We start from the raw sequence: 24,231 nt of genomic DNA on the forward strand, positions 1-24,231 counted from the left end.
GGTAGAGTGCTCAGTATAGACAGCCGGGCCCTTAACGCGAAATATAAAGTCAGTAATCGTGCGGGCTGCGAATCACCTGACGGGCCCGGGAGCGCAGGCCTTCCAGGTCGTCCGGGTCCATCCTGTCCAGGGTACTCAACATCATCGCCATCCGCTGGTTCCCCGCAAAGTGCTCCCGCTTCTCCGCCAGGAAATTCCAGTAGAGGCTGTTGAATGGGCAGGCATCCTCGCCGGTTTTTTCCTTTACGTTATAGCGGCAGCTCTTGCAGTAGTTGCTCATCTTATCGATATAGCTGCCACTGCTGACATAGGGCTTGGTGGCTACCAGGCCGCCATCAGCGAACTGGCTCATGCCGCGGGTATTGGTGATCTCCACCCACTCGATGGCATCGATATAGATGCCCAGGTACCAGGCGTCCACCTGGTCCGGGTGCACGCCCAGCAGCAGGGCGAAGTTGCCGGTGATCATCAGGCGCTGGATATGGTGGGCGTAGGCGTGGTCCAGGCTGTTTTTGATGGCGTGGTGCAGGCAGTTCATCTGCGTGTCGGCGGTCCAGTAAAATCCGGGCAGGTCCTTTTGATTGTCGATTCGGTTGCAGCGGGCATAGCCGGGCATCTCCTTCCAGTAGATACCGCGCATATACTCCCGCCAGCCGAGGATCTGCCGCACGAAGCCCTCCACCTCGTTCAGTGAGATACTGGACTTGTTGTCTTGCCAGTGTTCGATCACTCCCTGGATCACTTCCATCGGGTGCAGCAGCTTGCTGTTCATGGCGAAGCTCAGGCGACTGTGGAACAGGTAGACCTGGTCCGGATCCATGGCATCCTGGTAGTCACCGAAGTGGACCAGGAGGTGTTCGCAAAAGTAGCGCAGTACCTTGAGGCTGTCTGCGCGAGTGGTGGGCCAGCTGAAGTTCTGCGGGTCGATATTGCCGAAGGTTGTTACCCCGGCGGTCTCGATGCGCTTCAGGGTCTTGCGTACGTCCTTGCGGAAGCCCTTCTCGTGGGGGACCTGCGGCTGGCCCTTCCACTTCCTGCGGTTGCTCTGGTCGAAGTTCCATTTACCCCCTTCGGGTTTACCGCTTTCTGTCATCAGCACATCGTGCTTCTTGCGCATATGCCGGTAGAAACTCTCCATCAACAGGGACTTCCGGCCCTCGAAGAACTCCGCCAGCTCATTGCGCTTGGTAATGAAATGCTCGGTGTCGAAGGCCTCACACTCGATGCTCAGGTCGTCCGCAAGCTGCTTCAGTTGCTGGTCCAGCCGGTATTCATCCGGTAGCTGGTACTCAAACTTCTCGATTCCGCGCTCCTGCACCAGGGCGGCAATATTCTTGCCCAGGTCCTGGGTATTGTTCTTGCCGTCCAGCTTGTAGTGCACCACCTTCTTGCCCTGGTCCCGCAACCGGTTGGCGAAGGCCTCCATGGCCTCGAAGAAGGCCACCACTTTCTGGATATGGTGCTTGGTGTAGTCGGTCTCCTGGCGCATCTCGGCGATGAAATACAGGGTGTCGTCATCGTCGTTCCTGTACCAGCTGTGTTTGTGATTGAGCTGGTCACCCAGGATCAGTCGCAGTCTTTTCATGCTTGCCCTGTGTGGGGTTAGTCGTTGCCGGGTAGCCACAGCCGGCGATAGTCCCCGTCCGGGTCGTAGCGGTCTGCCTGGCTGTCGATATTGAAGTGGCGGTCGCGCGGGTCGTTGCCAACGCCGCTGTTGTACATCCAGTTGCCGTAATTGCTGTGCACGTCGTAGTCCAGCAGCAGGCTCTCGAAGTAGGCGGCGCCGATGCGCCAGTCCTGCTGGCGCTCGCGGGCAAAGTAGCTGGCCACATTCTGCCGGCCGCGGTTACTCATCCAGCCGGTGGTGGCGATTTCGCGCATATTGGCATTGACGAAGTCGTATCCGGTCTCGCCGTTGATCCAACGCTGTACCTCTTCCGGGTCGCGGTGCCAGTCGTACTGTTCCTGCAGGATGCCGCCCTGCTGGAAGATGCGGTCGCCGTGCTTCAGGCTCACGTAGCGGAAGAAGTCCCGCCACAGCAGTTCGAATACCAGCCAGTAGGTATCCTCGTTGGCAGTTACGTCCCGTTCGAACTGTTGGACCTGTTGGTATACCTGCCGCGCCGACAAACTGCCGTTGGCGAGCCAGGGGGACAGCTTGGAGCTGTACTCGGTGCCGATCATGCCGTTGCGGGTGTGCTTGTAGCGGGCCAGGTTCTCGGTGTCCCAGAAGTATTCCTGGATGCGCTGGCGGGCGGCCAGCTCGCCGCCATCGAAGGGAAATGCGCTGCGCGGGTCGGGGGTAAAGTCCTCGAGGCCCAGGTCAGCCAGGGTGGGCAGCGGGGCCCCGGCGGCTGCCTGGTTTTCCCGGGGCATCGGCGTCGGGCGGGGCAGGCAGTCGCGCACCTGCCAGTCCGCTTCGCAGGCCTTGCGGAACCCGGTAAACACGCGAGGAAGTTCTTCCGTAGCGAAGGGCACGTCGTCCGGGTGCAGCAAGAACTGGTCGAAGTATCGGTGTGGCGTGACCAGGGCCATACCCTCGGCTCGCATCACTGCGGTTTCCACCCGCCGGTCGTCCCGGGTCCACTCATGCTGCAGGTACAGGTCGGAGACACCGGCCTTGCGTACCAGTGCCGGGATCACGGCTTCCGGGTAATCGTCGCGCACCAGCAGGGTGATATTCAGGCTGGCCAGCTGTGCGCGCAGTTCGGCCAGGGTCTGCAGGAGGAAGCGCGCGCGGAATTTTTCCGTGCGCCGGAAGCCATACCGGTCGCGCTGGAACTGGCGCGGGTCCAGGCAGTAGACGGCCCGCACCTGCCGGCCCCGCCGCCGGGCGTCGTTACAGGCGGCGGTCAGTGCGGCGTTATCCGCGGTACGCAGGTCGTTGCGGAACCAGACCAGGTTCACTCGGGGTCGGCCTCCCTGCCGTCGCTGTCTTGCCTCGTTCGCTGTCCCCGCTGGCGTTGGCGGCGACAGCGCTCACTGCAGTATTTCACCTGTTCCCAGCAGTTGGCCCATTTCCTTCTCCAGCAGAACCGCAGCCCGCACACCGGGCAGGTCTTCTCCGGCAGGTGGGGTTTGCGGTGGGCCATGGCGATGTGCCCAGGCTCAGGCGATCACGCCCTGGCTGCGCAGCGCCTCGATCTCCTCACCATCGTAGCCCAGGTCACGCAGCAGCTCGCGGGTATGGCTGCCGAGCGGGGCGCCGGCTACATGCCGGCGGGGTTTGGCGCTGCCGAATGACAGTGGTGTATTGACCTGGTGCAGGGTCTCGCCGTTGGGGAGTTCCGCGTCGCACAGCATCTCGCGTTCCTGCATCAGGACGCTCTGGGATGCCTCGAGGAAACCCAGCACCGGCTCCACGCAGGCGTCACAGCCCTCAAACACCCGCATCCAGTGGTCCAGCGGGCGGCTGGCGATAACCTCGCTGATATCGCGTTTCAGGGCGTGCTGCTGGTCCGGCTGTAACACCCGCTCTATCCACTCCCCGTAGCCGATGCCGTGGAAGAACTGCTCGGCGAACTGGGGCTCGAGGCTGCCCACCGACAGGTAGCGGTCGTCGGCAGTGCGGTAGTAATCGTAGTAGCTGCCGCCATTGAGCAGCTCGCCACCCAGTTGTGGTTCACCGGCACCGGCAAGGGCATTGGCGGCGCTGATGGCATTCAGGGCGAAGGCGCAGTCGGTCATGCTGATATCCACATGGCTCCCCTTGCCGGTTTTCTCGCGCTGGTACACGGCGGCAAGGATGCCCATCACCGCGTGGTGCGAGCCGCCAGCGATATCCGCCAGCTGGGTACCGCTGAGCGTGGGGCCGCTGTCGGCGCGGCCCGAGTAGCTCGCCAGTCCCGACAGGGCCAGGTAGTTGATGTCGTGCCCGGCACGGCCCTTCATCGGGCCGGTCTGGCCGTAGCCGGTGACGGAGCAGTAAACCAGGTCCTTGCGCATCTTGCGCAGGGTACTGTAACCCAGGCCCAGTCGGTCCATCACGCCGGGGCGGAACTGTTCCAGCACCACGTCAAATTCGGTCAGCAGGCGCCTGATGATTTCACCGGCGCGCTCACTCTTCAGGTCCAGCGCCAGGGATTTCTTGTTGCGATTGATACTGGCATGGGCGGCAGAAACCTTTTCCGCTCCCGGGCCATTGCCCCCCACCATCGGAGGCAGTCCGCGCAGCATGTCGGGGCGGCTGGGTGACTCGATTCGCAGCACCTCGGCGCCCATGTCCGCCAGCAGCATGCTGGCGTAGGGGCCCGGCAGCAGGGTGGAGAAATCCAGGACTTTCAGGCCGTTCAGGGGGCCGTCAATTTTATGCATGGTTTTTCCCTTCGGGGGTTGCCCGGGCCGGTGTGTATTGATTCTCTGCGGAGAATTGGCTGTCGCTATTTCCAGCCTGGTCATTCGTGCGTCCGGTTCCGGTTTTCTTTCCGGGCAGGGCGAACACAAGGTTCGCCCCTACGGTGAATGGAAACCACCGGGATTTTCGGGTGGTATGTACGCCGTAGGGGCGGATCTTGTATCCGCCCGGTTCCGTCGTTCCTACCGGGCAGGGTGAACACAGGGTTGCCCCTACGGTGAGTGGAAACCACCGGGATTGCCCGGTGGTATGTGCGCCGCAGGGGCGGATCTTGTATCCGCCCGTTTTGCGTTTCCCGTCAGTTTTTCACCAGGTCGCGGCCGATAATCAGTTTCATGATTTCGTTGGTGCCGGCGTAGATGCGCTGCACGCGGGCGTCGGCCCAGGCGCGGGCGATGGGATATTCCCACATATAGCCGTAGCCGCCGTGCAATTGCACGCATTCGTCCAGCAGCTTGCACTGGAAATCCGTGGCCAGCAGCTTGGCCTTGGCGGCGGTGGGCACGTCGAGTTTTTTCTCGTAGTGCAGCTCCAGGCAGCGGTCGACGAACACGCGCAATGCAGTGAGTTCGCTGGACAGCTCCGCCAGCTTGAACTGGGTGTTCTGGAAGCTGGCAATGGGCCGGCCAAAGGCCTTGCGCTCGCGCACATAGTCAATGGTCCACTGCAGCCCCGCCTCGGCATTGGCGATGGCGCCGATGGCCACGCCCAGGCGCTCCTGCGGCAGCTCCTGCATCAGGTAGATGAAGCCCTGGCCCTCGCCGCCCAGCAGGTCCTCTGCCGGCACACGCACATCGTCGAAGAACAGCTCCGAGGTGTCCTGGGCCTTCATGCCGATTTTTTCCAGGTTGGTGCCTTTCTTGAAGCCGGGCAGGCTGGTGTCCACCAGCAGCAGGCTGACGCCACTGGCACCCTCGTCGGGATTGGTCTTGGCCACCACGATCACCAGGTCGGCATGCTGGCCGTTGGTGATAAAGGTCTTGGAGCCGTTCAGCACATAGTGGTCGCCGTCGCGGATGGCGGTGGTGCGCACATTCTGCAGGTCGGAGCCGGTGCCGGGTTCGGTCATGGCAATGGCGGTAACAATTTCACCGCTGATGCACTTGGGCAGGTATTTCTGTTTCTGTTCCTCGGAACCGTAATTGGCGATGTAGGGCACGGCGATATCCGAGTGCAGGCCCCAGCCGATGCCGGTGAGGCCCAGGCGCGAGATCTCTTCGTCGATAATGGCGTTGTAGCCGAAGTCCAGTTCCAGGCCGCCGTAGGCCTCGGGCACCTGCGGGCACAGGAAGCCCATTTCGCCGGCCTTGTTCCACAGGGCGCGGTCCACCTGGCCGTCTTTTTCCCATTGGGCATGGTGGGGCGCGGCCTCGTTTTCGAGGAATTTGCGCACGGTATCGCGGAACTGTTCGTGCTCGGTGTTGAAGACTGTTCTCGGGATCATTTTGTTTCTCCGCCTTTGTTAAGCGTGATCTGTCTCTTTGTGTAGGAGCGGCCGCTGGCCGCGATTAATCGTGCAACCTGCCTCCCCATCGCGGCCATGGGCCGCTCCTACAACAAGGGAATCCTGTCTGGTTTATTCGTCGGTGATGGGTTGGTTGGATTGCGCCATTTCCCGTAGCAGGGCCGGCGGGGCAAAGCGATCGCCGTACTTTTCCGCCAGCGTGTCGGCCCGCTGGCAGAATTCTGTCGGCCCATACTGGTTGATGTACTGCAGCGCCCCGCCGGTCCAGGGGGGGAAGCCGATACCGAAGATGGAACCGATATTGGCATCGCGCACACTGCGCAGTACCTGCTCCTCGTAGCAGCGCAGTGTCTCGATGGCCATGATAAACAGCAGCCGCTCTTTCACGTCTTCATAGGGCGGCTGTTCGCCCTGGGGGTATTCGCCGGCCAGGCCGGTCCACAGGTGTTTCCTGCCGTCCTCGGGATAGGTATAGAAGCCCTTGCCCGCGGCCTTGCCGGCACGGCCCAGTTCCAGCATATGGTCGATCACCTTGTCCGCCGGGTGCGAAGGTGGTGTCTTGCCCTCGCGCTCCAGGTCGGCAATGGTCTGCTGGCGGATCTTGCCCATCAGGGTGAGCGACACCTCGTCGCTCACCGCCAGGGGGCCCACCGGGAAACCGGAGAAGCTGGCGGCGTTCTCGATGGTGGCCGGGTTCACACCCTCGCCCAGCATGGCGATACCCTCGTTGGTAAAGCAGCCGAATACCCGCGAGGTGAAAAAGCCGCGGCTGTCGTTGACCACGATGGGGGTCTTGCCGATCTGCAGCACGAACGCAAAAGCGCGGGCCAGGGTCTCGTCGCCGGTCCGCTCGCCGCAGATGATTTCCACCAGTGGCATCTTGTCCGCCGGCGAGAAGAAATGCAGGCCGATAAAGTTCTTCGGCCGGGCGGAGGCTTCCGCCAGTCCGGTGATGGGTAAGGTGGAAGTGTTGGAGGCAAAGACCGCGCTGTCTGCCAGTACGGATTCCGCCTCGGCGGTGACACTGGCTTTCAGTTCCCGGTTTTCGAAAACCGCCTCGATCACCAGCTCGCAGCCGTCCAGGTCGGCTGCCTTTGCTGTGGGATGGATGCGGTCGAGGATGTCAGTCATGCGCTGCTCATCCATGCGGCCGCGCTCGACGCGCTTGCGCAGGGATTTTTCCGCGTAGCCCTTGCCCTTGTCGGCGGCCTCCTGCGAGACATCTTTCAGTACCACCTCGACGCCTTTCATCGCGCAGGCGTAGGCGATACCCGCTCCCATCATGCCGGCACCGAGGATGCCGACCTTTTTCACCGGTTCGGCCTTGATGTCGCGCGCCGCCGGCGGCAGGGATGCGCCGGCCTTGACCGCGTTGAGGCCGAACCAGAAGGTGCCAATCATGTTCTTGGCCACCTGGCCGCAGGTGAGCTCGACAAAATAGCGCGACTCGATGCGGGTGGCGGTGTCGAAATCCACCTGGGAGCCTTCGACCACCACCGACAGTATCGCCTCAGGCGCCGGGAAAACCCCCTTGGTTTTCTGTTCCAGCATCGCCGGTGCGACAACGAGCAGCTGCGCATTCTTCGGGTTTTTGGCGTCGCCGCCGGGCATACGGTAGCCGGGCTGGTCCCAGGGTTGCTGGACCGGCTCGTCGCGGTTGGCAAGGATAAAGTCGCGGGCGTGAGCCAGCAGCTGGTCGGGATTTTCGGCCAGCTGGTGCACCAGCCCGGCATCCAGCGCCTGTTGCGGTCCCACCTGCTTGCCTTCCATCAGGAATGGCAGGGCGGCCTGCATGCCGAGCAGGCGGGGCATGCGCACGCAGCCACCGCCGCCGGGCAGCAGGCCCAGGGTGACTTCCGGCAGGCCGATCTTCACCCTGCGGTCGTTGAGAGCAATACGGTGGTGACAGGCCAGGGCCAGTTCCCAGCCGCCGCCCAGCGCGGCGCCGTTGATGGCGGCCACGACCGGCTTGCCCTGGGTCTCCAGCCAGCGCAGGTCGGCCTTCAGCTGCTGGCAGCCATCGAAGAATTGCTGCGCCTCTTCCTGCCTGGCGGCGTAGAGGCCGTTCAGGTCGCCGCCCGCGAAGAAGGTGTTTTTTGCCGAGCGCAGGATGATGCCGGCGAAGTCCTCGTCATCCAGTTGCTGCACGGCTTCATGCAGCGAATCGGTGAAGTCCCCGTCCATCACGTTGGCGGATGCGTTGGGGTTATCCAGGACCAGGTGGACAATATTGTCGTTGTCTCTCTCGATGCGGATAGATTTCATTGTTCTTGTTCTCCCTTGTGTCCCAGGCTTAAACACGCTCGATGATGGTGGCCACACCCATACCGCCGCCCACGCACAGTGTGGTGAGGCCGTAGCGGAGCTGGCGCTGTTCCAGTTCGTCCAGCAGTGTGCCGATCAGCATCGCGCCGGTGGCACCCAACGGGTGACCCATGGCGATGGAGCCACCATTGACGTTGATTTTTCCCGGGTCGATATCCAGTTCGCGCTGGAAGCGCATCACCACTGCGGCGAAAGCCTCGTTCACCTCGAACAGGTCGATATCATCTGCTGATAACCCGGCTACCCGCAGGGCCTTGACCGTGGCCGGTGCCGGCCCGGTAAGCATGATGGTGGGATCGGTGCCCACCACGGCGGCGGACACGATGCGCGCGCGTGGCTTGAGCCCCAGGTTTTTACCCGCCTGCTCGCTGCCCACCAGTACGGCGGTGGCGCCGTCGACGATGCCGGAAGAATTACCCGCGGTGTGCACATGATTGATGGCTTCCACCTGTGGGTAGCGTGCCTTTGCCACCGTGTCGAAACCGAACTCGCCCATGCCGGCGAAGGAGGGTTTCAACTGGCCCAGGCCTTCCATGGAGGTGTCCGGGCGCACCAGCTGGTCGCGATCGAGGATAGTGAGGCCGTTCTGGTCCCGTACCGGGATCACGGATTTGCCGAAGGCGCCGCGTTCCCAGGCGGCAGCGGCTTTCTGCTGTGAGTGCAGCGCAAAGGCATCCACGTCCTCGCGGCTGAAGCCGCCCAGGGTGGCGATCAGGTCGGCGCCAATACCCTGCGGCGCGAAGCCGGTATCCAGTGCCGTGCGCGGATCCGCCGCCCAGGCACCGCCGTCGCTGCCCATGGGCACCCGCGACATGGATTCCACCCCGCCTGCCACCACCAGCTCTTCCCAGCCGGAGCGCACCTTGGCCCCGGCCAGGTTGACGGCCTCGGCGCCGGAGGCGCAGAAGCGGTTCAGGGTCACGCCGCCAATATTCCAGTCCCAGCCGGCGGCCAGGGCGGCGGTCTTGGCGATATCCGCGCCCTGGTCGCCGACGGGGGTGACGCAGCCCATGACCACATCGTCCACGGCGGCGGTGTCCAGGTCGGTGCGTTGCTGCAGTTCCCGCAACAGGTCGGAAAGCAGGGTGACCGGCTTCACTTCGTAGAGTGCGCCGCCGGGCTTGCCCTTGCCGCGGGGGGTGCGGATGGCGTCGTAGATAAAAGCTTCGTTCATCGTTTCGCTGGGCATAGTGGGTGCCTCTTTATTATTGGACTGCCTCTTACATTAGCCCCATCCCGGTGGCGCGCAATGATAAAAAGCGTCAGGGGGCGTGACTGCCGCGACACCAGCGCCGGATTCTTCACCGCAGTCGGAATCGGCGGGCCGGGACCATGGGCGCACCTGGCGCTCCAGGCATTTTGTTATTCAAAATCGAACTAATGTAGAACGTTAGCTGCTTTACACTCATGGGAGACGTTAAGTTGTTTTTGACGACGAGGTTCTGCTATGGCTGACAACCTGCTGGATATGGCCGTGCGCCAGCTGGGCACTTCCGGGATCGATGCGCTCAGGGGGGCCCTGGGGCTACCGGAGGACCAGGGGGAGGCGGCGGTCAACACCGGAGTCTCGTCCGTGCTGGCGGGCATGCTGAACAAGGGTGAAAGCAAGACCGGTCTGACCAGCATGTTCAACCGGGTGACAGAAAGTACCGGGCTGGACCTGTCGGCCTTGCCGGATATCCTCCGTGACTCGTCGCAGATGGGCAGCCTGCTGGAGACCGGCGGTAACATGGCGGATTCCATCTTCGGCTCCAAGGCCGGGGATGTGGGTGGTGTACTCGGCAGCTCGCTGGGTGTCGGCGGCGACAAGGGCAGCAGCCTGCTGAAAATCGCCGCACCGATCGTGATGTCACTGATGGGCAAGCTGGTGAAGGGCAAGGGCCTGGATGTGGGTGGCCTGGCCGGGCTGCTGTTTGCGCAGAAATCCCATATCAAGGGCCACCTGCCGGATGGCCTGCTGAAAACCATCGGCGTGCACGATTTCGAGGACCTGGGCCAGCACCTGGAGAGCCACGGCCACGCCGAGCCCCAGACCTCACGCCCGCACCACAAGAAGGTCGAGAAAAAACGCGGTGGCTTCGCCAAGTGGTTCTGGCCGTTGCTGATCGCGCTGGCGGTGCTTTACACACTGAACATGTGCTCGAAGAAAGAGCAGATGGAGGAGTCCCCGGGCGAGGGCGTGCTGGATGAGGAGATCATCACTGAAGAGCCGGATACCTCCGGGCAACCGGAGGACCAGCCGGATACCACTCCGCCCGGAGCCGCTCCGCAGCAGGATGGTGACCAGGCTGGCACCATGGGAGCCGCTGCCGACGAGGACCTGGGTAGCAGCATGGAGCAGTACCTGGGCAATACCTCCCGCGACCCGAACCGGGAATTCCGCCTCAGGATCGAGTTCCAGCAGGACAGCGCCGAGGTCACCAGTGCCTCGGCACCGGATGTGCAGGCTCTGGCTACCATCCTCACCAAAAACCCGGAACTGACCATCGCCATCGAGGGGCATACTTCCAGCGACGGCGATGAGAACCGCAACAAGGCGCTTTCGCAGCAGCGCGCCGATGCGGTGAAGCAGATGCTGGTGGAAAAGGGAATCGATGAGAGCCGTATTACCAGTATGGGCATGGGCTCCGCCAAGCCCCTGGCCGACAACGCCACCGAGGCGGGCAAGCAGCAGAACCGGCGTATCAGTGTACGGGTGGTGAAATTCGAGTAAGAATTCTTCCGTGTGCCTTATCAACACTGGCGCAAAGGTAAATCCCCGCTGCGGCGGGGATTTTTGCGTTTTGTTTTTGCAGGCAGAAAGTCACGGCTAGCCCTGTGAATCGTCGGCTCCCTTCAGGTCGTCCAGAGACAGGTTCACCGGTATCTCGGTTTCAATCCACTCGGTGACTGTTTTCAATTCCACATGGTCGGGCTCTCCCCAGAAGTAGAGCGAATATGAGTCGTCGCCCCAGGAATCGCTGCCGGGTAAGTAGGCGATACGGCGCCCCTCGCTATCGAAGGCGTTGGCGGATCGCGGGCTGAATACAGGGTTATAGCGCGGGAAATCGCCGTCGTTCGGGTAGCTCAATTGTGCGCCGTCCAGGGTCGCTCCCCGGATGCTCTCGCCCTGGTTGACGCGTAGCGTCCCGACCCTGGCCGGGTAGCTGAGCTTGATGGTGCCGGCAATGCGGTCGGGTGTCAGGTAGCCAGCGTTGGAGCCGTTGCCCTCCTGAAAGGTAACCTCGTAGTTGGTAGCACCTGAGCGGTTCTGCGAGGGTGTAAATTCAACCGCCTGCTCATCCCTGAAAACCTGGAGATCGCTGTAATCGACGCGGGCAAATACGCTGTTGCCAAGGTCTGGCAGGGTAAATTGCAGCGAGGTGCGTGGCTTGTTGTCCCAGCCAGTCTCCCTCACCAGTTCGGCCTCGATACTTTCCAGTACGCTGGCGTCGACCTGGGACAGCTCCCGTTCGGCGCCCGGCGCCGCATAGCGGGTCTGCTCTATCGGGGTTTGCAGCTCGCCGAAACTGACCTGTGGCTTCCGCGTCGCGGTGAACTCTACCTCCAGTTGCTCCATTTCCAGGGGGAAATAAATATCGACACTGGCTGGCGTGCCGGTTACGGAATAGCTGGTTTTGGTAACGCGCATGGGGCGCGAAAACTCGTCCTTCTTGACCGCTTCAGTGGGCGAGACGGAGGAGGCACGTGGTTTGCGTAGTGGCTGGCCCCCTGCATTGCGGATGTACACCATGGGCTCGACATCGGGCTGGTCGTGCGGCCGGTACAGGCTGAGGCCAACCCTGCCGTTTTCCATCTCGGTCACGCTTGCGGCGACATCGCCCTGCACCTGTAGCTGGTTCAGCTGGTTGGCATTCAGGGAAATATGCTCGACCCGCGCGGGCAGCATTAACTCCAGTTGCCCGGTTGCAGTGGCGACGCTGGCGTCCGCTGAGCTCTTTGGCAGCTTATCCTGCCATAGTCCCCGGAATGTACCTTTGCCGCTCCTGAACTTCTCCCGTTCCTGCTTCTCCTCCTCCGTGAAGCTTCCCAGCACCGGGTTGCCGTCTGGATCCCGTGCATCCAGCCAGGTCACTTCAACTTCCGTACCTGGGGTTAGGGGGACGTAGTGGAAGTCACCCTCGACCATTGCCCTGTCAGAGAAGTCGCCGGTGATGAAAAAGGACCGGGCCAGCTGCTCGCGGAGAGATTCCCGATCGATCCTGGTCTGGGGTGGTGGCGGGCTGTGGGTGTCGATTTCATCGGCGACAGGTTCGGTAGTAGCGGCGCCTGTGGTTGCCACAGCCTGTCCCCGCGGGGCGTCCATATCCAGTAGGCCGTCGATACCGATGGCGGTCAGCTGCCAGCGCCACTGGCGCATTTCCATGTACAGCGACAGGTCACCGGCTGAAATGCGGAAGCGATCCGGGCGGTCAAAAAAAGCATGCCAGTCGAGTTCGGCCTCAGTGTTCCCACGACCCTCTTCCGGGGCAGCAGCTGTTGCATCAGCGCGAGCCGGTGCGGGCTGCAATTTCCCGGACTGGATCAGCTCGGCCAGTTTATCCGGCTGTACCAGCTCATCGATCACTGAGTCCAGCGCCGGACGGATCATCGGCGCGAAGGCCGCGACCATGGGATCCTTCTCCGCCTGTACGGTAAAGGCAGTGTCCACCTGCTGGCGCAGGGAAGACTGCACACTGGGAAAATCGATATAGCGCTGCATTTGTGCGGGGGAGCCGGATGAGACCGACTGCATGATGCGCCAGGCGCTGTAGTAGGGGGAGGCCAGGTAAATAACGAGATTGATCCCGATAACCGCTGCAGCAGCTATCGCCATATTGTTTTTCATTTGGCACTTCCTGTGACTTATTGTTTTTTGTTGGAGAGGTGGTGTGGAATTTTATACTGAGTCGATTATGGCGCCTCCCGGAGCGACCTGTAAAGGCAGCGCCCAGGAGGCACCCGGTAGGGGAGGCGGGCAGGGGGAACAGCAATCGATGGGAGTGCAGCGGGCGACAGCGCAAACGCATGTCGCAGGAAATCAGCTGCGGAACTTGTCCCGGTAGGCACCCGGTGCCAGGCCGGTCCATTTCTTGAACGCGCGGTTAAAGGCGCTGGGTTCGGAGAAGCCCAGCCGCTCGGCGATTTCCGCCACCGCGGTTTCCTGCTGTTTCAGCTGGTAGACCGCCATATCCCGGCGCACGGAATCCTTGATGTCCTGCCAGCTGTTGCCCTCTTCTTTCAGGCGCCGGCGCAGGGTCTGCGGCGAGATATACAGGCGTGCGGCGACGTCATCCAGGGACAGGTTCTCGATCGCATTCTGTGCCTGCAGCATGCGCCGGATCCGGCCGGTGAAACTGTTGTCGGATTTGTACTGGGCCAGCAGGCACTCGGGCGCGCGGGAAAGGAATTCACTCAGTTGCTGCGGGTCGCGCACCAGGGGCATCTGCAGGAAGCGGGTATTGAAGACCAGGCAGGTCTCGCGTTGGTTGAAGTAGTGCCGGCACGGGAACATATCGCTGTAGTCCTCGTTGTAATCCGGCGGCGGGAAGGCGAGGTTGACCCGCTCCAGCAGGATGGTGCGGTCGATCAGCCAGCTGAAGAAGCGCAGCCAGATCAGTGCCAGTGACTCCACGAAAATCTGGTTGGGCAGCTGCCGGTCGTTGCCGTGGTGGAAGATCAGGCGCGCTTCCTCGCCGTCTTCCACCAGCCGGATATGCATGTCGTCGCTCACCATGGCGACGAAACGGGCCGAGCGCAGGAGGGCGCGGCGCAGGTTGGGACAGTGAATGCAGGCGTGCCCCATCATGGCAAAGGTGCCCGGTATCCAGGGGCGGGCCAGGAAGCCGCCGGATTCATCGCTCAGCAGGTCCCATTCGCGGCGCAGCAGGCCGGCCACCTGGTCGCGCCCCAGCCGCGCATCGGGTTCATCCAGCAATTGCGGCGCAATGCCGCAGTCCAGCAGCAGCCGGTCGCAGTCCAGCCCGGCAGCACGGGCGCCCGCCAGCTGTGCGCGAATGGCGGCGGCGGGGATACCGGGATCCTCTCCGGGGAGCTTGGGGGTCTCGCTGTCCACTCTGTCAGCCCTCGGCGTTATTGATTTGTCAGCGTGCATCGCAGGTGTGGAGCAGGGATTATGCGCAAACGGCAGCGGAAAGTCAGGTTTGCACTGAAAATGGGCAGGAAACGGGGGCTGGTTCAGTAGGCTGCGTTGGGCTGATTGCAGCGTTCAACGCCGCGTTAAAGCCAGGTAAACAGGGCGGCCCCTGCCCGGGGAGTGGTCCCACGATGCTGCAACGGTCACGCCGACAGGGCGGCGCCACGGTCGGCGCCCAGGCGACTCCAGGCCCTCTCATGGAGGTAGTAGGCCACGGTGTTAACGGCAGGTTCCACCAGGGCCAGCGCACTGCCGACCCAGAGGCTGCCGGTCACCAGGAACCCCACCGAGAAAGCCACTGACATATGCACTGCTGCAAAGCTGAGCGTCTTTTTCATAGCGATCACCGCACCAAGTGAGTTTGATTTCCATTATTGCGGCAGGTGTGTGATTGTAGAAATTGAATAACGCTCTTGGATTGATTGCCTGAAGCTATGCACGAGGGTGCATTCCGGGGTGCACGGGTGTGTCACCGGTCGGTGGTACCGCCGGTATCGCGGCACTGGACCGGCAGCTGTGGTACAAACAGGGGCTGGACAGTCACGGAAACACACCATGCCCAATGACCCGGAGCTGCAGCTCAACCCCACCATCTGCCGCCGGATGCTGATTGCCTACCTGATCGAGTCGCTGGAGAAGCCCAATAACCCCGCGCTGGAGGCGGCAACCGGCTGGCCGCGGCGCACGGTGCAGGACATTATCGCCAAGGGATTGCCCGGCCACGGTACCCGGGTGGAGTTTGTTCAGGAGGGGGTGCGCAACAACGACGGGCACTACCTGCTGCACGACTGGGGGTCGTTTGACCGGGAATGGGTCCGGCGGCACCTGGCGCAGATCTGCGCGACGCTGGGGGTGTCGCTGGACTGACGGGCGCGGCCCCAGGTGGGGCGCGCCGCAGGGGTTACTCGCTGTCGGCGTGCTTCTGCAGCATGCCGTTGATGCGCTCGACCAGCTTGGGATCGTCCTTCAGGCTGGCGGCGATCTGCTGGTATTCCTCTTTGGTCAATCCCGCCTGCTGGATCGCGGCAACCATCTTGCCCTGCGCTTCCTTGTTCAGCGCTTCCGCCTGCTCGATATTCTCAGCGGCCTTCAGCTTGGGGGCATATTCCCGGCTGAGTATCACGATGGAGCGATAGGCGTTGGCGAAGCTCTCCAGCTTGGGCTCGGAGTAGGAGGCCGCCCGGGCCGAGGCAGCACCGGCTTCCCCGTTTTGAGCATGGGCGGCCGACAGTGCGAGAACGAGGGACAGCGCGGCGATACAGATGGCGGGAATTTTCATTGAACACCTCTAGTGGGTCTGAGAGGGACGCTTTTGCTTGGTGTCACGCGCCCAGCGTCGCAATGGGGCTACAGGCGTTGTTCTCTCGCTGCGGCAAAAGAAAGACTGGAGCTGTTCGTCCAGCTTAGTCGCTGTCACCACGCTCTTGTCTGATTTGCCGCCATCCGCGTGGTTTTTTTACCGCCGGCGCGGATGGATACAGCGCCTGTGGGGAGCTGTGACAGCCCCCGCCCCTAGAAGATCCCCAGGAATTTCTTGCGCCGTTGCAGCGAACTCTCGCAGCTGTTGAGCTGGCGCTGGTAAGTCCGCGCCTGGGCCGAGACTTTCTTTGCCACGTTCTTGAGCCACGGCTTGCGGTTGAAGCTGCGCCGGTTAAAGCCGCCGTGACCCTCGTGGTAGGCGAGGTACAGGTGGTAGGCATCGTCCGGGCGGATACGGCACTGCGCCTGGCTGGTGTTGTTGTACCAGCCGACAAAATCCACCGCATCGGCGAAATCGTCGCGGTCGGCGCCATAGTTGAAGGTGGTGCGCTGGTAGCTCCGCCAGGTGGTGCCCAGGGCCTGGGAGTAGCCATAGGCGTCAGAAGGGCGCGGCCCCGGGAAGATCCACAGGATTTTGGTCCGCGGCGGGCGGGCATCGTGCACGAAGCGGGATTCCTGGTGCAGGAAGGCCATCATGGTGGCCACCGGCGAGCCCCATTTTTCCTCGGCGTCCTTGGCGTCTGCGTACCAGTCATCCTTCTCCCGGAAAATACTGCAGATGTCTTCGGTGTTGCTGGGCGGGGTGGTGGCGCAGCCGGCCGCCAGCAATGGCAGGAACAGCAGGCCCAGGCACCGCTGGAGGCGGCGCGATACTTTCTTGTTATTCGGCATGGCGATCGATTTCATTCTCACAATTATCCGGCGGTGTACGTCTTCACGCCCGCGGCTGTGCCCAACAGCAGGATGTCAGCGGGACGCATGGCGAAGATACCATTGGTCACCACCCCGGTGATGTTGTTGATCGCCTGTTCCAGCGCCACTGGCTGGGCGATCTCCAGATTGTGCACATCGAGGATCACGTTGCCGTTGTCGGTGGTCACACCCTGGCGGTAGACGGGGTCGCCGCCCAGCTTGACCAGCTCGCGGGCGACGAGGGAGCGGGCCATGGGGATGACTTCCACCGGCAGGGGGAAGTTGCCCAGCATCGGTACCCACTTGCTCTCGTCGGCAATACAGACGAACTCCTCGGCACAGGCGGCGACGATCTTCTCCCGCGTGAGGGCGGCACCGCCGCCCTTGACCAGCTGCAGGGCGGCGTTGGCCTCGTCGGCACCGTCCACGTACACCTGCATCCCATCTACCGCGTTCAGGTCGTATACCGGGATACCGTGGCTCTTCAGGCGCTCGGCAGAGGCCTCCGAGCTGGCCACGGCGCCGTCGAACCGCCCCTTGATTTCCGCCAGGTAGTCGATAAAGAAGTTGGCCGTGGAGCCGGTGCCCACACCGACGATCGAGTCCGCCTCCAGCTTCGGGGCAATATGCTCGACGGCAGCGCGGGCGGTGGCCTGTTTGAGTTCATCCTGGTTCATGGTGACGGGTGGGTCCTTTGCAATGATTTTTACTGTTGTGGCTTTTTGGGGCTAAAAATTCGCGCCGAATTGTCATTATGGTGGCAAAAATGCCGTGTGGCGTTTAGACTGGCCAGCCTGTGATGCGTTTCCCGTATCGGTCACCGGGATGCCGGCGGCCACTGGCGCGATTCGGGAGGCGCGATGTCCATGTAGTCGATTTCGATGTACTGGATGTACAAGTATCAAACGCCACGGCCGCCCGATTTCACCATGCCCCATTCCTATATCAAGCGCATTTTAGACGCGCGGATTTACGATGTCGCCACCGAGACGCCACTCGAGGGAATGCGGCAGCTGTCGCACCGCTTCAATAACCGCATCCTGCTCAAGCGGGAGGACCTGCAGCCGGTCTTTTCCTTCAAGATCCGCGGTGCCTACAACAAGCTGTTGCAGCTTCCCGCGGAGCAGCGCGCCCGCGGCGTGATCGCCGCCTCGGCGGGCAATCACGCCCAGGGCCTGGCGATGGGCGCGGCCCAGTTGGGGGTGCGCGCCACCATCGTAATGCCCACCACCACCCCGCAGATCAAGGTGAATGCAGTGCGTATGCGCGGCGCCGAGGTGGTGCTGCACGGCGATACCTTTGACGAGGCCAAGACCCGCGCCCAGCAGCTGGTGGAGGAGCGCGGCCTGGTGTTCGTGCACCCCTATGACGACCCCGATGTGATTGCCGGCCAGGGTACGGTGGCGATGGAGTTGCTGCGCCAGCACTCCGGCAACCTGGATGCGGTGTTCATCCCGGTGGGTGGCGGTGGCCTGGCGGCGGGCATGGCCGCCTATATCAAGTACGTGCGGCCGGAGATCAAGGTCTATGCGGTCGAGCCCGAGGAGGCCGCCTGCCTGCAGGCGGCGCTGGCTGCCGGGGAGCGGGTATGCCTGCCGCAGGTGGGGTTGTTTGCCGACGGCGTGGCGGTGGCGCAGATCGGCGAGGAGACTTTCCGCGTGCTGCGCGAGACCGTGGACGGCGTCATTACCGTGTCCACTGATGAGGTCTGCGCGGCGATCAAGGACATCTTCGAGGATACCCGGTCGATCGCCGAGCCCGCCGGCGCCGTGGGGCTGGCCGGCCTGAAGAAGTACATCGAGCAGAGTGGCAGCCGCAACGCCACCCTGGCCACCGTATGCAGCGGCGCCAATACCAATTTCGACCGGCTGCGCTACATCAGTGAACGCACCGAAATTGGCGAAAAGCGCGAGGCGGTGCTGGCGGTGACCATTCCCGAGCGGCCCGGCAGCTACCTGCAGTTCTGCCGCGACCTGGGCGACCGTGCCATCACCGAGTTCAATTACCGCTATGCCAACAGTGGCGAGGCACATATCTTCGTCGGCCTGCAGGTGGCGGCGGATGCCGACCGGCACCAGCTGGTGGACGCCCTGCAGGGCGGTGGCTACCAGGTCACCGACCTGACCGACAACGAGATGGCCAAACTGCATATCCGCCACCTGGTGGGTGGCCGCGCCCAGGGCCTACAGGACGAGGTGGTCTATCGCTTTGAGTTTCCCGAGCGCCCCGGAGCGCTGCGGAAGTTCCTGGAACAGCTGGCCGGGCGCTGGAATATCACCCTGTTTCACTACCGCAACCACGGTGCGGCCTATGGCCGGGTGCTTGTGGGTATGGAAGTGGTGCCCGCCGAGCGGGAGCAGCTGCTGGAACTGCTCAACCAGCTGCAGTTCCCCTACTGGGATGAGACCGGCAACCCGGCCTATCGCTTCTTCCTGTCAAGCTGAGCTCGGCCAGTTGGGAATATCGGGGCAGTTATGGGAGCCTGTTTTCAGGCGCGGGTAGGCCAGGAAAATGCTTTTGTCCAACGCGGCAGGCTAAAAATGAGACATTTATCTCAAAATTTGTACGGCGATCGGTTACTATTTGTTCGCTATTAAAGTATCTTCTCACCCGCGGAACTTTTGCGTTAAAGCGAATCTAACGCGGGGTGAAGTGCTCATAACAAAAATACAGTCGAACTTACAGGATGGTCCCCATGAAACCCGATGCACTGACAATCGCAGTGGTTGTCTTTGTTGCGGGCGTGCTGTTGAGCAGCACCGGCCTCACCGAGGTGTTTGCCTCGGATGAAGAGTCGGAGCCGCCGGCGGCATTGCAGCAAGGAGTGGTAACGCGCTGAGTGTGCCCCCATGCCCGCAGGCAAAACACAAAAAAGGCCGGACGCGAGAGCGTCCGGCCTTTTTTGTTGTGGGTGCCAGGGGGCGGGGTCAGCGGCAGCGATACAGCTGGTGGTCCGTGATCACTGCATCCAGCGGGATATCCCAGCTGTCAGTGGGTAGGTGGTCGACACACTGTAGCTGGTGGGCTGCGCCGATCATTGCCGGCCCGGTGCCGGGCAGCTGGCGCTTGAAAGCGAATGTCCGGTCATAAAAGCCGGCTCCCATGCCCAGCCGCGCGCCGCTCGGGTCAAAGGCCACCAGCGGCACCAGCACCAGGTCGAGGCGCATGGGAGAATGGCTGTCCCCCCGTACCGGTTCCGGGATGCCGTATCGGTTGCGGTAGGTCAGGGCCCTGCCCCGCCAGTGACAGAAGCGCAGGTGCGGATGGGGCTCTGCCGGTAGTCGCGGCAGGTAGAAGCGCTTGTCGGGAAAGCGGCGTGGCAGGCCCAGCAGGTCCAGCTCGCCGTCCATCGGCCAGTAGATGCCGATGTGCCTGGCCACCCGGAACTCGGGGGTGCGCCCCAGGCGTGTCAGTGCGGCGCGGGCGGCGAGTCGCTGGTGATGGGCGGACAGTGCGCGGCGGGCGGTGCGCATGGCGCGGCGCAGTTCCGCTTTGCTCTCGCTCATGGTAAGTCGCCACCGGGAAGGAAATTAAGAGCCCCAAAGTGCGGCTGATGACGTAGCCTTGAACCGTAAAGTTCAAGGTGGCGGTTCCCGGGATGTATCAGGCTTTCCGCTGCGAGGCGGACTTGCTCAACAACACCCTCTGGCAACCACCCGGGTCAGATTATCGGCTCGAGGACATAGTCAACTGGCCAACACTCCAGGGTATGTGAAGTATAACAATGGCCGGGGAAAAAGGCTAAGCGCGTAGTGCGCGCCGGATGTCTCCGGCGGCAAAAGTCAAGGCTGCTCAGGCGTCGTGGGAATCAATCTTGCTGAGGGCGGACTGGACCTTGTCCTGCAGGCGGTCAAGCATGTCCTGCTCCAGCGGGACGCGGGTCAGGTCCGCTTTTGCCTGGATCAGTTCGTGGGCAATATTCAGCGCGGCCATAACCGCGATGCGCTCGAGGCCGATCACCGAGCCGCTGGCACGAATACGCGACATGCGCTCGTTCAGCAGGCGTGCGGACGCCTGCAGTTCTGCGCTCTCGTCTTCTGTGCAGGCAACGCGGTATTCCTTGTCGAGGATGGTTACCGTTACCGTTTCCTGCGTTGCTGCTGAATCACCCATCAGGATTCTTGTGCTAGCCCCTTGAGGCGGTTGATCATGGCTTCCACCCGGTTGCGGGCGGCTTCATTATTCTTTACCAGGCGCTGGCGCTCGCGTTGCCATTCAGCCTCCAGCTGACGTAGCTCGCGGTTCTGCTCCGCCAGCTGCTGGCAGCGGGCGATCAGCGAGTCCACCGTGCTTTCTAACGCTTCAATTCTGTCCATAATTCCTGCGTTTCAGGCGTGCGCCCTGAATAGACTCCCACCACGACAGACCGCGCGGGATTCCGCTACTATATTGCCGGTGTCATGGTGGGTCAATTATCCCGCCCGAGCACGCAATCACAAATTTGCGTGCGGCCTGCCCACGCCCGTGGTGAAGTGTGTGCAGTTGCGGCATAAAGCGACGAACTGCGCAAACTCTGAGCACCCCGGGGCCGGGAGCAGATTGCCGGGCGATAATCTGCAAAACTGTAAGCACAAACCGTTCAATCCAATAAAGTACCGAGCCGTCTGTATGACAAGTCCCGCAAACGATTTTCACTCCCTCGCCAACGCCATCATGGCTGCCGGTGGCCGGGCCGACCCCAGCGAATTGCACGGGTTCGTCTGTGGCATGTTGTCGGCGGGCGCGCGCCCGGACAAAAAACGCTGGCAATCAGAGCTTGCGGGCCTGCTCGACCTGGAAGCGGTCCCCGCCGACCTGGACAAGGCACTGGTGGAAATGGCACAGCAAAGCCAGGCGCAGCTGGAAGACAGTGACTTTGATTTCCAGCTGTTGCTGACTGATGACCCGGACCTGGCAGCCCGTACCCTGACGCTGGGACACTGGTGCCAGGGCTTCCTGCATGGTTTCGGTATCGGCCAGTTCAAGGGCAAGCTGCAGGAAACCAGTGAAGAGGCACTGCGTGACCTGGGCGCGGTGGCCCAGGTGGATGAAACCGAGCTGGGGGATTCCGAGGAGACTGAAAACCAGCTGTTGCAGGTGGAGGAATATGTGCGGGTGGCCGTGCTGAATATTTTCACCGAAGTGGCTGCCGCGCAGGCGGCGAGCCGCCCGGGCAGTGCAGGGGGCAAGGGCGGTCCCACGGTTCACTGATGGCAATTGGCAAGGCGGAATATGCACGGCGCCGCGCGCGCCTGGTGGCGGCACTGGATTCGGATGGCCTGGCAATTGTGCCGGCGGCAAGGGAGCAGTTGCGTTCACGGGATACCTATTTCCCGTTCCGGCAGGACAGTGATTTTCTATACCTGACGGGGTTCCGCGAGCCGGAGGCACTGCTGGTGCTGGTCCCCGGCAGGGCGCAGGGGGAATCGATCCTGTTCTGCCGTGAGCGCGACGCGGAAAAGGAAATGTGGGATGGGCCCAGGCTGGGCCCGGAGCGCGCCGCCGACGAGTGCGGCCTCTGTGATGCCTTCCCGATCGGCGACCTGGACGACATCCTGCCGGGCCTGCTCGAGGGGCGCAGCCGTATTTATTACACCCTGGGCCGCTTCCCGCAGCTGGACCGGCGCCTGCAGGGATACCTGCGCGTGCTCGACGGTGCGCCCGGCAGTGACGGTGCGCCGGAGCTGGTGGACCTGGACCGGCACCTGCACGACCTGCGCCTGTACAAGAGCGCGCAGGAAATACGCCTGATGCGCCGCGCGGCAGAAATCACCGCAGCGGCACACAAACGGGCCATGGCGGCTTGCCGGCCGGGGCTGTATGAGCACCACCTGGAGGCAGAATTGCTGCACGGTTTTGTTGCCGCGGGTGCGCGGGAGCCGGCCTATCCCAGTATTGTTGCCGCGGGTCACAATGCGCTGGTGATGCACTATTGCGAAAACAATGCGCCCCTGAAAAACGGTGACCTGGTGCTGGTGGATGCCGGTTGTGAATACCGCGGGTACGCGGCCGATGTGACCCGCACCTATCCGGTCAATGGGCGTTTCAGTGGTGCGCAGAAAGCAATTTACGAAATCGTGCTTGAAGCGCAGGAAGCGGCGATCGCACAGCTGCAGGTAGGCAATGACTGGAATGTGCCGCATATGGCCAGCGTGGAAGTGATCGCACAGGGCTTGCTTGACCTGGGGCTGTTGCAGGGCGATCTCAGTGGCATTATCGAGTCCGGTGCCTATCGCCGGTTTTACATGCATCGGGCCGGGCACTGGCTGGGAATGGATGTGCATGATGTGGGCGACTATCGCGTGCACGGCCAGTGGCGCCTGCTGGAGGCGGGAATGGCGATGACAGTGGAGCCCGGTATTTATATCGCTGCCGAAGATGAGCAGGTGCCGGAAAAATTCCGCGGTATCGGTATCCGTATCGAAGACGATGTCGCACTGCTGAAGAATGGGCCCGAAGTGTTGTCGGCGGATGCGCCCAAGGGGGTGGCCGATATCGAATACCTGATCCGTTGTGGGGATGTACAGGAGGCGTTGCTGTGAGCCAGCCGCAAGATTTCGTGGATGTTGCCATTGTTGGTGGCGGCATGGCCGGGGTGAGCCTGGCGCTGATGTTACAGCAGTCCTGCCCGCACCTGTCGGTGGCACTGCTGGAGCAGCACCCGTTGCCGGAAGCTGCGGCCAGTGTCGAATTGCCCAGTTTCGATGCCCGCGCCACCGCGCTGGCATCGGGCAGCCTGCAGTTGTTCGACCGCCTGGGTGTGTGGTCGCAATTGCGTGAGTACGCAGCGCCAATCCGGCGGGTGCAGGTCAGCGACCGGGGGCGCCCGCTGGGGGTTTCCCTGCGCGCGCAGACCGAGGCGCGTGCCAGCTATGACGGTATGCTGGGTGCAGTGATTGAAAATGCCGCGCTGGGCCCGGTCCTGCACGGCGCGCTCAGCGGGACCGATGTGCGCCTGCTGGCGCCGGCGCGGGTCCTGGACGTGCAGATGGAGGAAGCCGGTGCGCAACTGCAGTGGAGTGCCGGCGAGGACAGCCCGATACAGTTGCTGCGTGCTGGCCTGCTGGTGGTGGCGGATGGCGTGAACTCACCGCTCTGTCGCCGGCTCGGGATCGAGACCGAGCAGGTCTCTTACAGCCAGCGCGCCCTGGTGACAACGGTAGGGTTGCAGCGCGACCACGGGGGGGTGGCCTACGAGCGATTTACCCCGGATGGCCCCATGGCGCTGTTGCCGCTGCCACGCCGCCACGGCCAGCACCGCATGGCACTGGTGTGGACCAGTCCCGAAGAGGACGCGGCAGAAATAGAATCACTGTCGGCCGATTCATTCGTCCGGCGCCTGCAGCGAACCTTCGGCTGGCGGGCCGGGCGGATCGAGTGCGCGGGCGAAGTGAGCAGTTACCCACTGAGTCTGTCTCTGGCGCGGGAGCAGTGGCGCCGCGACCTGGTTCTGGTGGGTAACTGCGCGCATTTCCTGCACCCGGTGGCCGGCCAGGGCTTCAACCTGACCCTGCGCGACTGCCATGGCCTGGCGCAGAGCCTCGCCCGGGGCGGTTTGGCGCAAAATTCATCTGAGCGGCTAGACTTGTTACAGGAATATGCGCGGTCGCGGCAGCTGGACCAACAGCTGACCATCGGTTTCAGTGATCGCGTACCGGCCCTGTTTGCCGCCCCCGGCCCGCTGGCCCGGGGCCTGCGCCAGTTCGGCCTGCTGGGCCTGGCGCTGGCGCCGCCCCTGCGGGCAGAGTTTGCCGGCCAGGCGGCTGGATTTGGGCTTTAATTGAGCGCACCCGACCGGTA

At 62.7% G+C, this 24,231-nt stretch carries 23 protein-coding genes and 1 other RNA gene; 7 read left to right on the forward strand and 17 right to left on the reverse strand.

Annotation, left to right across the window (positions count from 1 at the left end):
- Positions 1–49: 49 nt before the first annotated feature.
- The 7 genes from ACH6CX_RS16430 to ACH6CX_RS16460 all read right to left on the reverse strand — a co-directional run bounded on the left by ACH6CX_RS16430 (position 50) and on the right by ACH6CX_RS16460 (position 9,318).
- Positions 50–1,585 carry a cryptochrome/photolyase family protein gene (locus ACH6CX_RS16430; protein ID WP_396675945.1) on the reverse strand — a complete coding sequence of 512 codons (1,536 nt, stop codon included), beginning with the start codon at positions 1,583–1,585 and terminating at the stop codon, positions 50–52.
- Positions 1,586–1,602: 17 nt separating this feature from the next.
- The gene (locus ACH6CX_RS16435; RefSeq protein WP_233006592.1) at positions 1,603–2,907 is read right to left on the reverse strand and encodes a DASH family cryptochrome; all 1,305 of its coding nucleotides are present in this window, start codon (positions 2,905–2,907) and stop codon (positions 1,603–1,605) included.
- Positions 2,904–3,092 (reverse strand): DUF2256 domain-containing protein, encoded by a 189-nt coding sequence (locus ACH6CX_RS16440; protein ID WP_237063031.1) that lies wholly within the window; start codon positions 3,090–3,092, stop codon positions 2,904–2,906. The genes ACH6CX_RS16435 and ACH6CX_RS16440 overlap by 4 nt, the downstream gene beginning before the upstream one ends.
- Before the next feature lie 16 nt (positions 3,093–3,108).
- A complete protein-coding gene (locus ACH6CX_RS16445) occupies positions 3,109–4,314 on the reverse strand; it encodes a CaiB/BaiF CoA-transferase family protein (protein ID WP_237063029.1) in 1,206 nt (401 codons plus the stop codon).
- 338 nt (positions 4,315–4,652) lie between these two features.
- Positions 4,653–5,798, reverse strand: coding sequence for an acyl-CoA dehydrogenase family protein (locus ACH6CX_RS16450; RefSeq protein ID WP_334079234.1), 1,146 nt, complete (start codon positions 5,796–5,798; stop codon positions 4,653–4,655).
- A 132-nt stretch (positions 5,799–5,930) separates the two neighbouring features.
- Positions 5,931–8,084, reverse strand: coding sequence for a 3-hydroxyacyl-CoA dehydrogenase NAD-binding domain-containing protein (locus ACH6CX_RS16455; protein ID WP_396675948.1), 2,154 nt, complete (start codon positions 8,082–8,084; stop codon positions 5,931–5,933).
- A gap of 28 nt (positions 8,085–8,112) precedes the next feature.
- Positions 8,113–9,318 carry an acetyl-CoA C-acetyltransferase gene (locus tag ACH6CX_RS16460; protein WP_334079260.1) on the reverse strand — a complete coding sequence of 402 codons (1,206 nt, stop codon included), beginning with the start codon at positions 9,316–9,318 and terminating at the stop codon, positions 8,113–8,115.
- Between the two features lie 273 nt (positions 9,319–9,591).
- On the opposite strand from ACH6CX_RS16460, the gene ACH6CX_RS16465 reads away from it, so the two are divergent.
- A complete protein-coding gene (locus ACH6CX_RS16465) occupies positions 9,592–10,857 on the forward strand; it encodes an OmpA family protein (RefSeq protein WP_237063014.1) in 1,266 nt (421 codons plus the stop codon).
- Positions 10,858–10,953: 96 nt separating this feature from the next.
- Here the strand turns inward: ACH6CX_RS16465 and ACH6CX_RS16470 are convergent, their stop codons facing one another.
- From ACH6CX_RS16470 to ACH6CX_RS16480, 3 genes are all read right to left on the reverse strand, one after another.
- Positions 10,954–12,972: a DUF2939 domain-containing protein gene (locus ACH6CX_RS16470; protein WP_237063012.1), complete on the reverse strand. Its 2,019-nt coding sequence runs from the start codon at positions 12,970–12,972 to the stop codon at positions 10,954–10,956.
- 192 nt (positions 12,973–13,164) lie between these two features.
- Entirely contained in the window at positions 13,165–14,199 is a 1,035-nt protein-coding gene (locus tag ACH6CX_RS16475) for an AraC family transcriptional regulator (protein ID WP_233006584.1), read from the reverse strand.
- 224 nt (positions 14,200–14,423) lie between these two features.
- Complete coding sequence (locus tag ACH6CX_RS16480; protein ID WP_334079231.1) at positions 14,424–14,618, reverse strand: DUF2061 domain-containing protein; 195 nt, start codon at positions 14,616–14,618, stop codon at positions 14,424–14,426.
- 217 nt (positions 14,619–14,835) lie between these two features.
- Here ACH6CX_RS16480 and ACH6CX_RS16485 point away from each other — a divergent pair, with 217 nt between their 5' ends.
- Positions 14,836–15,147, forward strand: a complete 312-nt coding sequence (locus ACH6CX_RS16485; protein WP_233006582.1) for a helix-turn-helix domain-containing protein — start codon at positions 14,836–14,838, stop codon at positions 15,145–15,147.
- 34 nt (positions 15,148–15,181) lie between these two features.
- Here ACH6CX_RS16485 and ACH6CX_RS16490 read toward each other — a convergent pair whose 3' ends face one another.
- From ACH6CX_RS16490 to rpiA, 3 genes are all read right to left on the reverse strand, one after another.
- On the reverse strand, positions 15,182–15,559 hold the full coding sequence (locus ACH6CX_RS16490) for a DUF4168 domain-containing protein (protein WP_233006581.1): 378 nt from the start codon (positions 15,557–15,559) through the stop codon (positions 15,182–15,184).
- Between the two features lie 233 nt (positions 15,560–15,792).
- Positions 15,793–16,446, reverse strand: coding sequence for a hypothetical protein (locus ACH6CX_RS16495; RefSeq protein WP_233006580.1), 654 nt, complete (start codon positions 16,444–16,446; stop codon positions 15,793–15,795).
- Positions 16,447–16,454: 8 nt separating this feature from the next.
- Positions 16,455–17,129: a ribose-5-phosphate isomerase RpiA gene (gene rpiA, locus ACH6CX_RS16500; protein ID WP_233006579.1), complete on the reverse strand. Its 675-nt coding sequence runs from the start codon at positions 17,127–17,129 to the stop codon at positions 16,455–16,457.
- 252 nt (positions 17,130–17,381) lie between these two features.
- Here rpiA and ilvA point away from each other — a divergent pair, with 252 nt between their 5' ends.
- Both ilvA and ACH6CX_RS16510 read left to right on the forward strand, forming a co-directional pair.
- Positions 17,382–18,896: a threonine ammonia-lyase, biosynthetic gene (gene ilvA, locus ACH6CX_RS16505; RefSeq protein ID WP_233006698.1), complete on the forward strand. Its 1,515-nt coding sequence runs from the start codon at positions 17,382–17,384 to the stop codon at positions 18,894–18,896.
- Between the two features lie 251 nt (positions 18,897–19,147).
- The gene (locus ACH6CX_RS16510) at positions 19,148–19,291 is read left to right on the forward strand and encodes a hypothetical protein (RefSeq protein ID WP_233006578.1); all 144 of its coding nucleotides are present in this window, start codon (positions 19,148–19,150) and stop codon (positions 19,289–19,291) included.
- An 88-nt stretch (positions 19,292–19,379) separates the two neighbouring features.
- Here the strand turns inward: ACH6CX_RS16510 and ACH6CX_RS16515 are convergent, their stop codons facing one another.
- From ACH6CX_RS16515 to ACH6CX_RS16530, 4 genes are all read right to left on the reverse strand, one after another.
- A complete protein-coding gene (locus ACH6CX_RS16515; RefSeq protein WP_233006577.1) occupies positions 19,380–19,958 on the reverse strand; it encodes a 5-formyltetrahydrofolate cyclo-ligase in 579 nt (192 codons plus the stop codon).
- Positions 19,959–19,984: 26 nt separating this feature from the next.
- Positions 19,985–20,164, reverse strand: a non-coding RNA gene (gene ssrS / locus ACH6CX_RS16520) — 6S RNA.
- A gap of 80 nt (positions 20,165–20,244) precedes the next feature.
- Positions 20,245–20,565 carry a cell division protein ZapA gene (locus ACH6CX_RS16525; RefSeq protein WP_233006576.1) on the reverse strand — a complete coding sequence of 107 codons (321 nt, stop codon included), beginning with the start codon at positions 20,563–20,565 and terminating at the stop codon, positions 20,245–20,247.
- Positions 20,565–20,768 (reverse strand): TIGR02449 family protein, encoded by a 204-nt coding sequence (locus tag ACH6CX_RS16530; protein WP_233006575.1) that lies wholly within the window; start codon positions 20,766–20,768, stop codon positions 20,565–20,567. Before ACH6CX_RS16530 ends, ACH6CX_RS16525 begins: the two co-directional genes overlap by 1 nt.
- A 292-nt stretch (positions 20,769–21,060) precedes the next feature.
- Between ACH6CX_RS16530 and ACH6CX_RS16535 the strand changes: the two genes are divergently transcribed.
- Genes ACH6CX_RS16535 through ubiH form a run of 3 tightly spaced genes read left to right on the forward strand, consistent with a single transcriptional unit; the run spans position 21,061 to position 24,211 of the window.
- Positions 21,061–21,642, forward strand: a complete 582-nt coding sequence (locus ACH6CX_RS16535) for a UPF0149 family protein (RefSeq protein WP_233006574.1) — start codon at positions 21,061–21,063, stop codon at positions 21,640–21,642.
- Complete coding sequence (locus ACH6CX_RS16540; RefSeq protein ID WP_334079230.1) at positions 21,642–22,973, forward strand: aminopeptidase P N-terminal domain-containing protein; 1,332 nt, start codon at positions 21,642–21,644, stop codon at positions 22,971–22,973. Before ACH6CX_RS16535 ends, ACH6CX_RS16540 begins: the two co-directional genes overlap by 1 nt.
- Positions 22,970–24,211, forward strand: a complete 1,242-nt coding sequence (ubiH, locus tag ACH6CX_RS16545) for a 2-octaprenyl-6-methoxyphenyl hydroxylase (RefSeq protein ID WP_237063006.1) — start codon at positions 22,970–22,972, stop codon at positions 24,209–24,211. The genes ACH6CX_RS16540 and ubiH overlap by 4 nt, the downstream gene beginning before the upstream one ends.
- Positions 24,212–24,231: the final 20 nt, after the last annotated feature.

Source organism: Microbulbifer sp. JSM ZJ756 (genome assembly GCF_044383805.1).
GTDB lineage: Bacteria > Pseudomonadota > Gammaproteobacteria > Pseudomonadales > Cellvibrionaceae > Microbulbifer > Microbulbifer zhoushanensis.

Excerpts from the sequence above, each read along its gene's own strand:
- ACH6CX_RS16430 (WP_396675945.1), bottom strand. The coding sequence starts at position 1,585 with ATGAAAAGACTGCGACTGATCCTGGGTGACCAGCTCAATCACAAACAC.
- ACH6CX_RS16440 (WP_237063031.1), bottom strand. The coding sequence starts at position 3,092 with ATGGCCCACCGCAAACCCCACCTGCCGGAGAAGACCTGCCCGGTGTGC.
- ACH6CX_RS16445 (WP_237063029.1), bottom strand. The coding sequence starts at position 4,314 with ATGCATAAAATTGACGGCCCCCTGAACGGCCTGAAAGTCCTGGATTTC.
- ACH6CX_RS16450 (WP_334079234.1), bottom strand. The coding sequence starts at position 5,798 with ATGATCCCGAGAACAGTCTTCAACACCGAGCACGAACAGTTCCGCGAT.
- ACH6CX_RS16455 (WP_396675948.1), bottom strand. The coding sequence starts at position 8,084 with ATGAAATCTATCCGCATCGAGAGAGACAACGACAATATTGTCCACCTG.
- ACH6CX_RS16460 (WP_334079260.1), bottom strand. The coding sequence starts at position 9,318 with ATGAACGAAGCTTTTATCTACGACGCCATCCGCACCCCCCGCGGCAAG.
- ACH6CX_RS16465 (WP_237063014.1), top strand. The coding sequence starts at position 9,592 with ATGGCTGACAACCTGCTGGATATGGCCGTGCGCCAGCTGGGCACTTCC.
- ACH6CX_RS16470 (WP_237063012.1), bottom strand. The coding sequence starts at position 12,972 with ATGAAAAACAATATGGCGATAGCTGCTGCAGCGGTTATCGGGATCAAT.
- ACH6CX_RS16480 (WP_334079231.1), bottom strand. The coding sequence starts at position 14,618 with ATGAAAAAGACGCTCAGCTTTGCAGCAGTGCATATGTCAGTGGCTTTC.
- ACH6CX_RS16485 (WP_233006582.1), top strand. The coding sequence starts at position 14,836 with ATGCCCAATGACCCGGAGCTGCAGCTCAACCCCACCATCTGCCGCCGG.
- ACH6CX_RS16490 (WP_233006581.1), bottom strand. The coding sequence starts at position 15,559 with ATGAAAATTCCCGCCATCTGTATCGCCGCGCTGTCCCTCGTTCTCGCA.
- ACH6CX_RS16495 (WP_233006580.1), bottom strand. The coding sequence starts at position 16,446 with ATGAAATCGATCGCCATGCCGAATAACAAGAAAGTATCGCGCCGCCTC.
- rpiA (WP_233006579.1), bottom strand. The coding sequence starts at position 17,129 with ATGAACCAGGATGAACTCAAACAGGCCACCGCCCGCGCTGCCGTCGAG.
- ilvA (WP_233006698.1), top strand. The coding sequence starts at position 17,382 with ATGCCCCATTCCTATATCAAGCGCATTTTAGACGCGCGGATTTACGAT.
- ACH6CX_RS16510 (WP_233006578.1), top strand. The coding sequence starts at position 19,148 with ATGAAACCCGATGCACTGACAATCGCAGTGGTTGTCTTTGTTGCGGGC.
- ACH6CX_RS16515 (WP_233006577.1), bottom strand. The coding sequence starts at position 19,958 with ATGAGCGAGAGCAAAGCGGAACTGCGCCGCGCCATGCGCACCGCCCGC.
- ACH6CX_RS16525 (WP_233006576.1), bottom strand. The coding sequence starts at position 20,565 with ATGGGTGATTCAGCAGCAACGCAGGAAACGGTAACGGTAACCATCCTC.
- ACH6CX_RS16530 (WP_233006575.1), bottom strand. The coding sequence starts at position 20,768 with ATGGACAGAATTGAAGCGTTAGAAAGCACGGTGGACTCGCTGATCGCC.
- ACH6CX_RS16535 (WP_233006574.1), top strand. The coding sequence starts at position 21,061 with ATGACAAGTCCCGCAAACGATTTTCACTCCCTCGCCAACGCCATCATG.
- ACH6CX_RS16540 (WP_334079230.1), top strand. The coding sequence starts at position 21,642 with ATGGCAATTGGCAAGGCGGAATATGCACGGCGCCGCGCGCGCCTGGTG.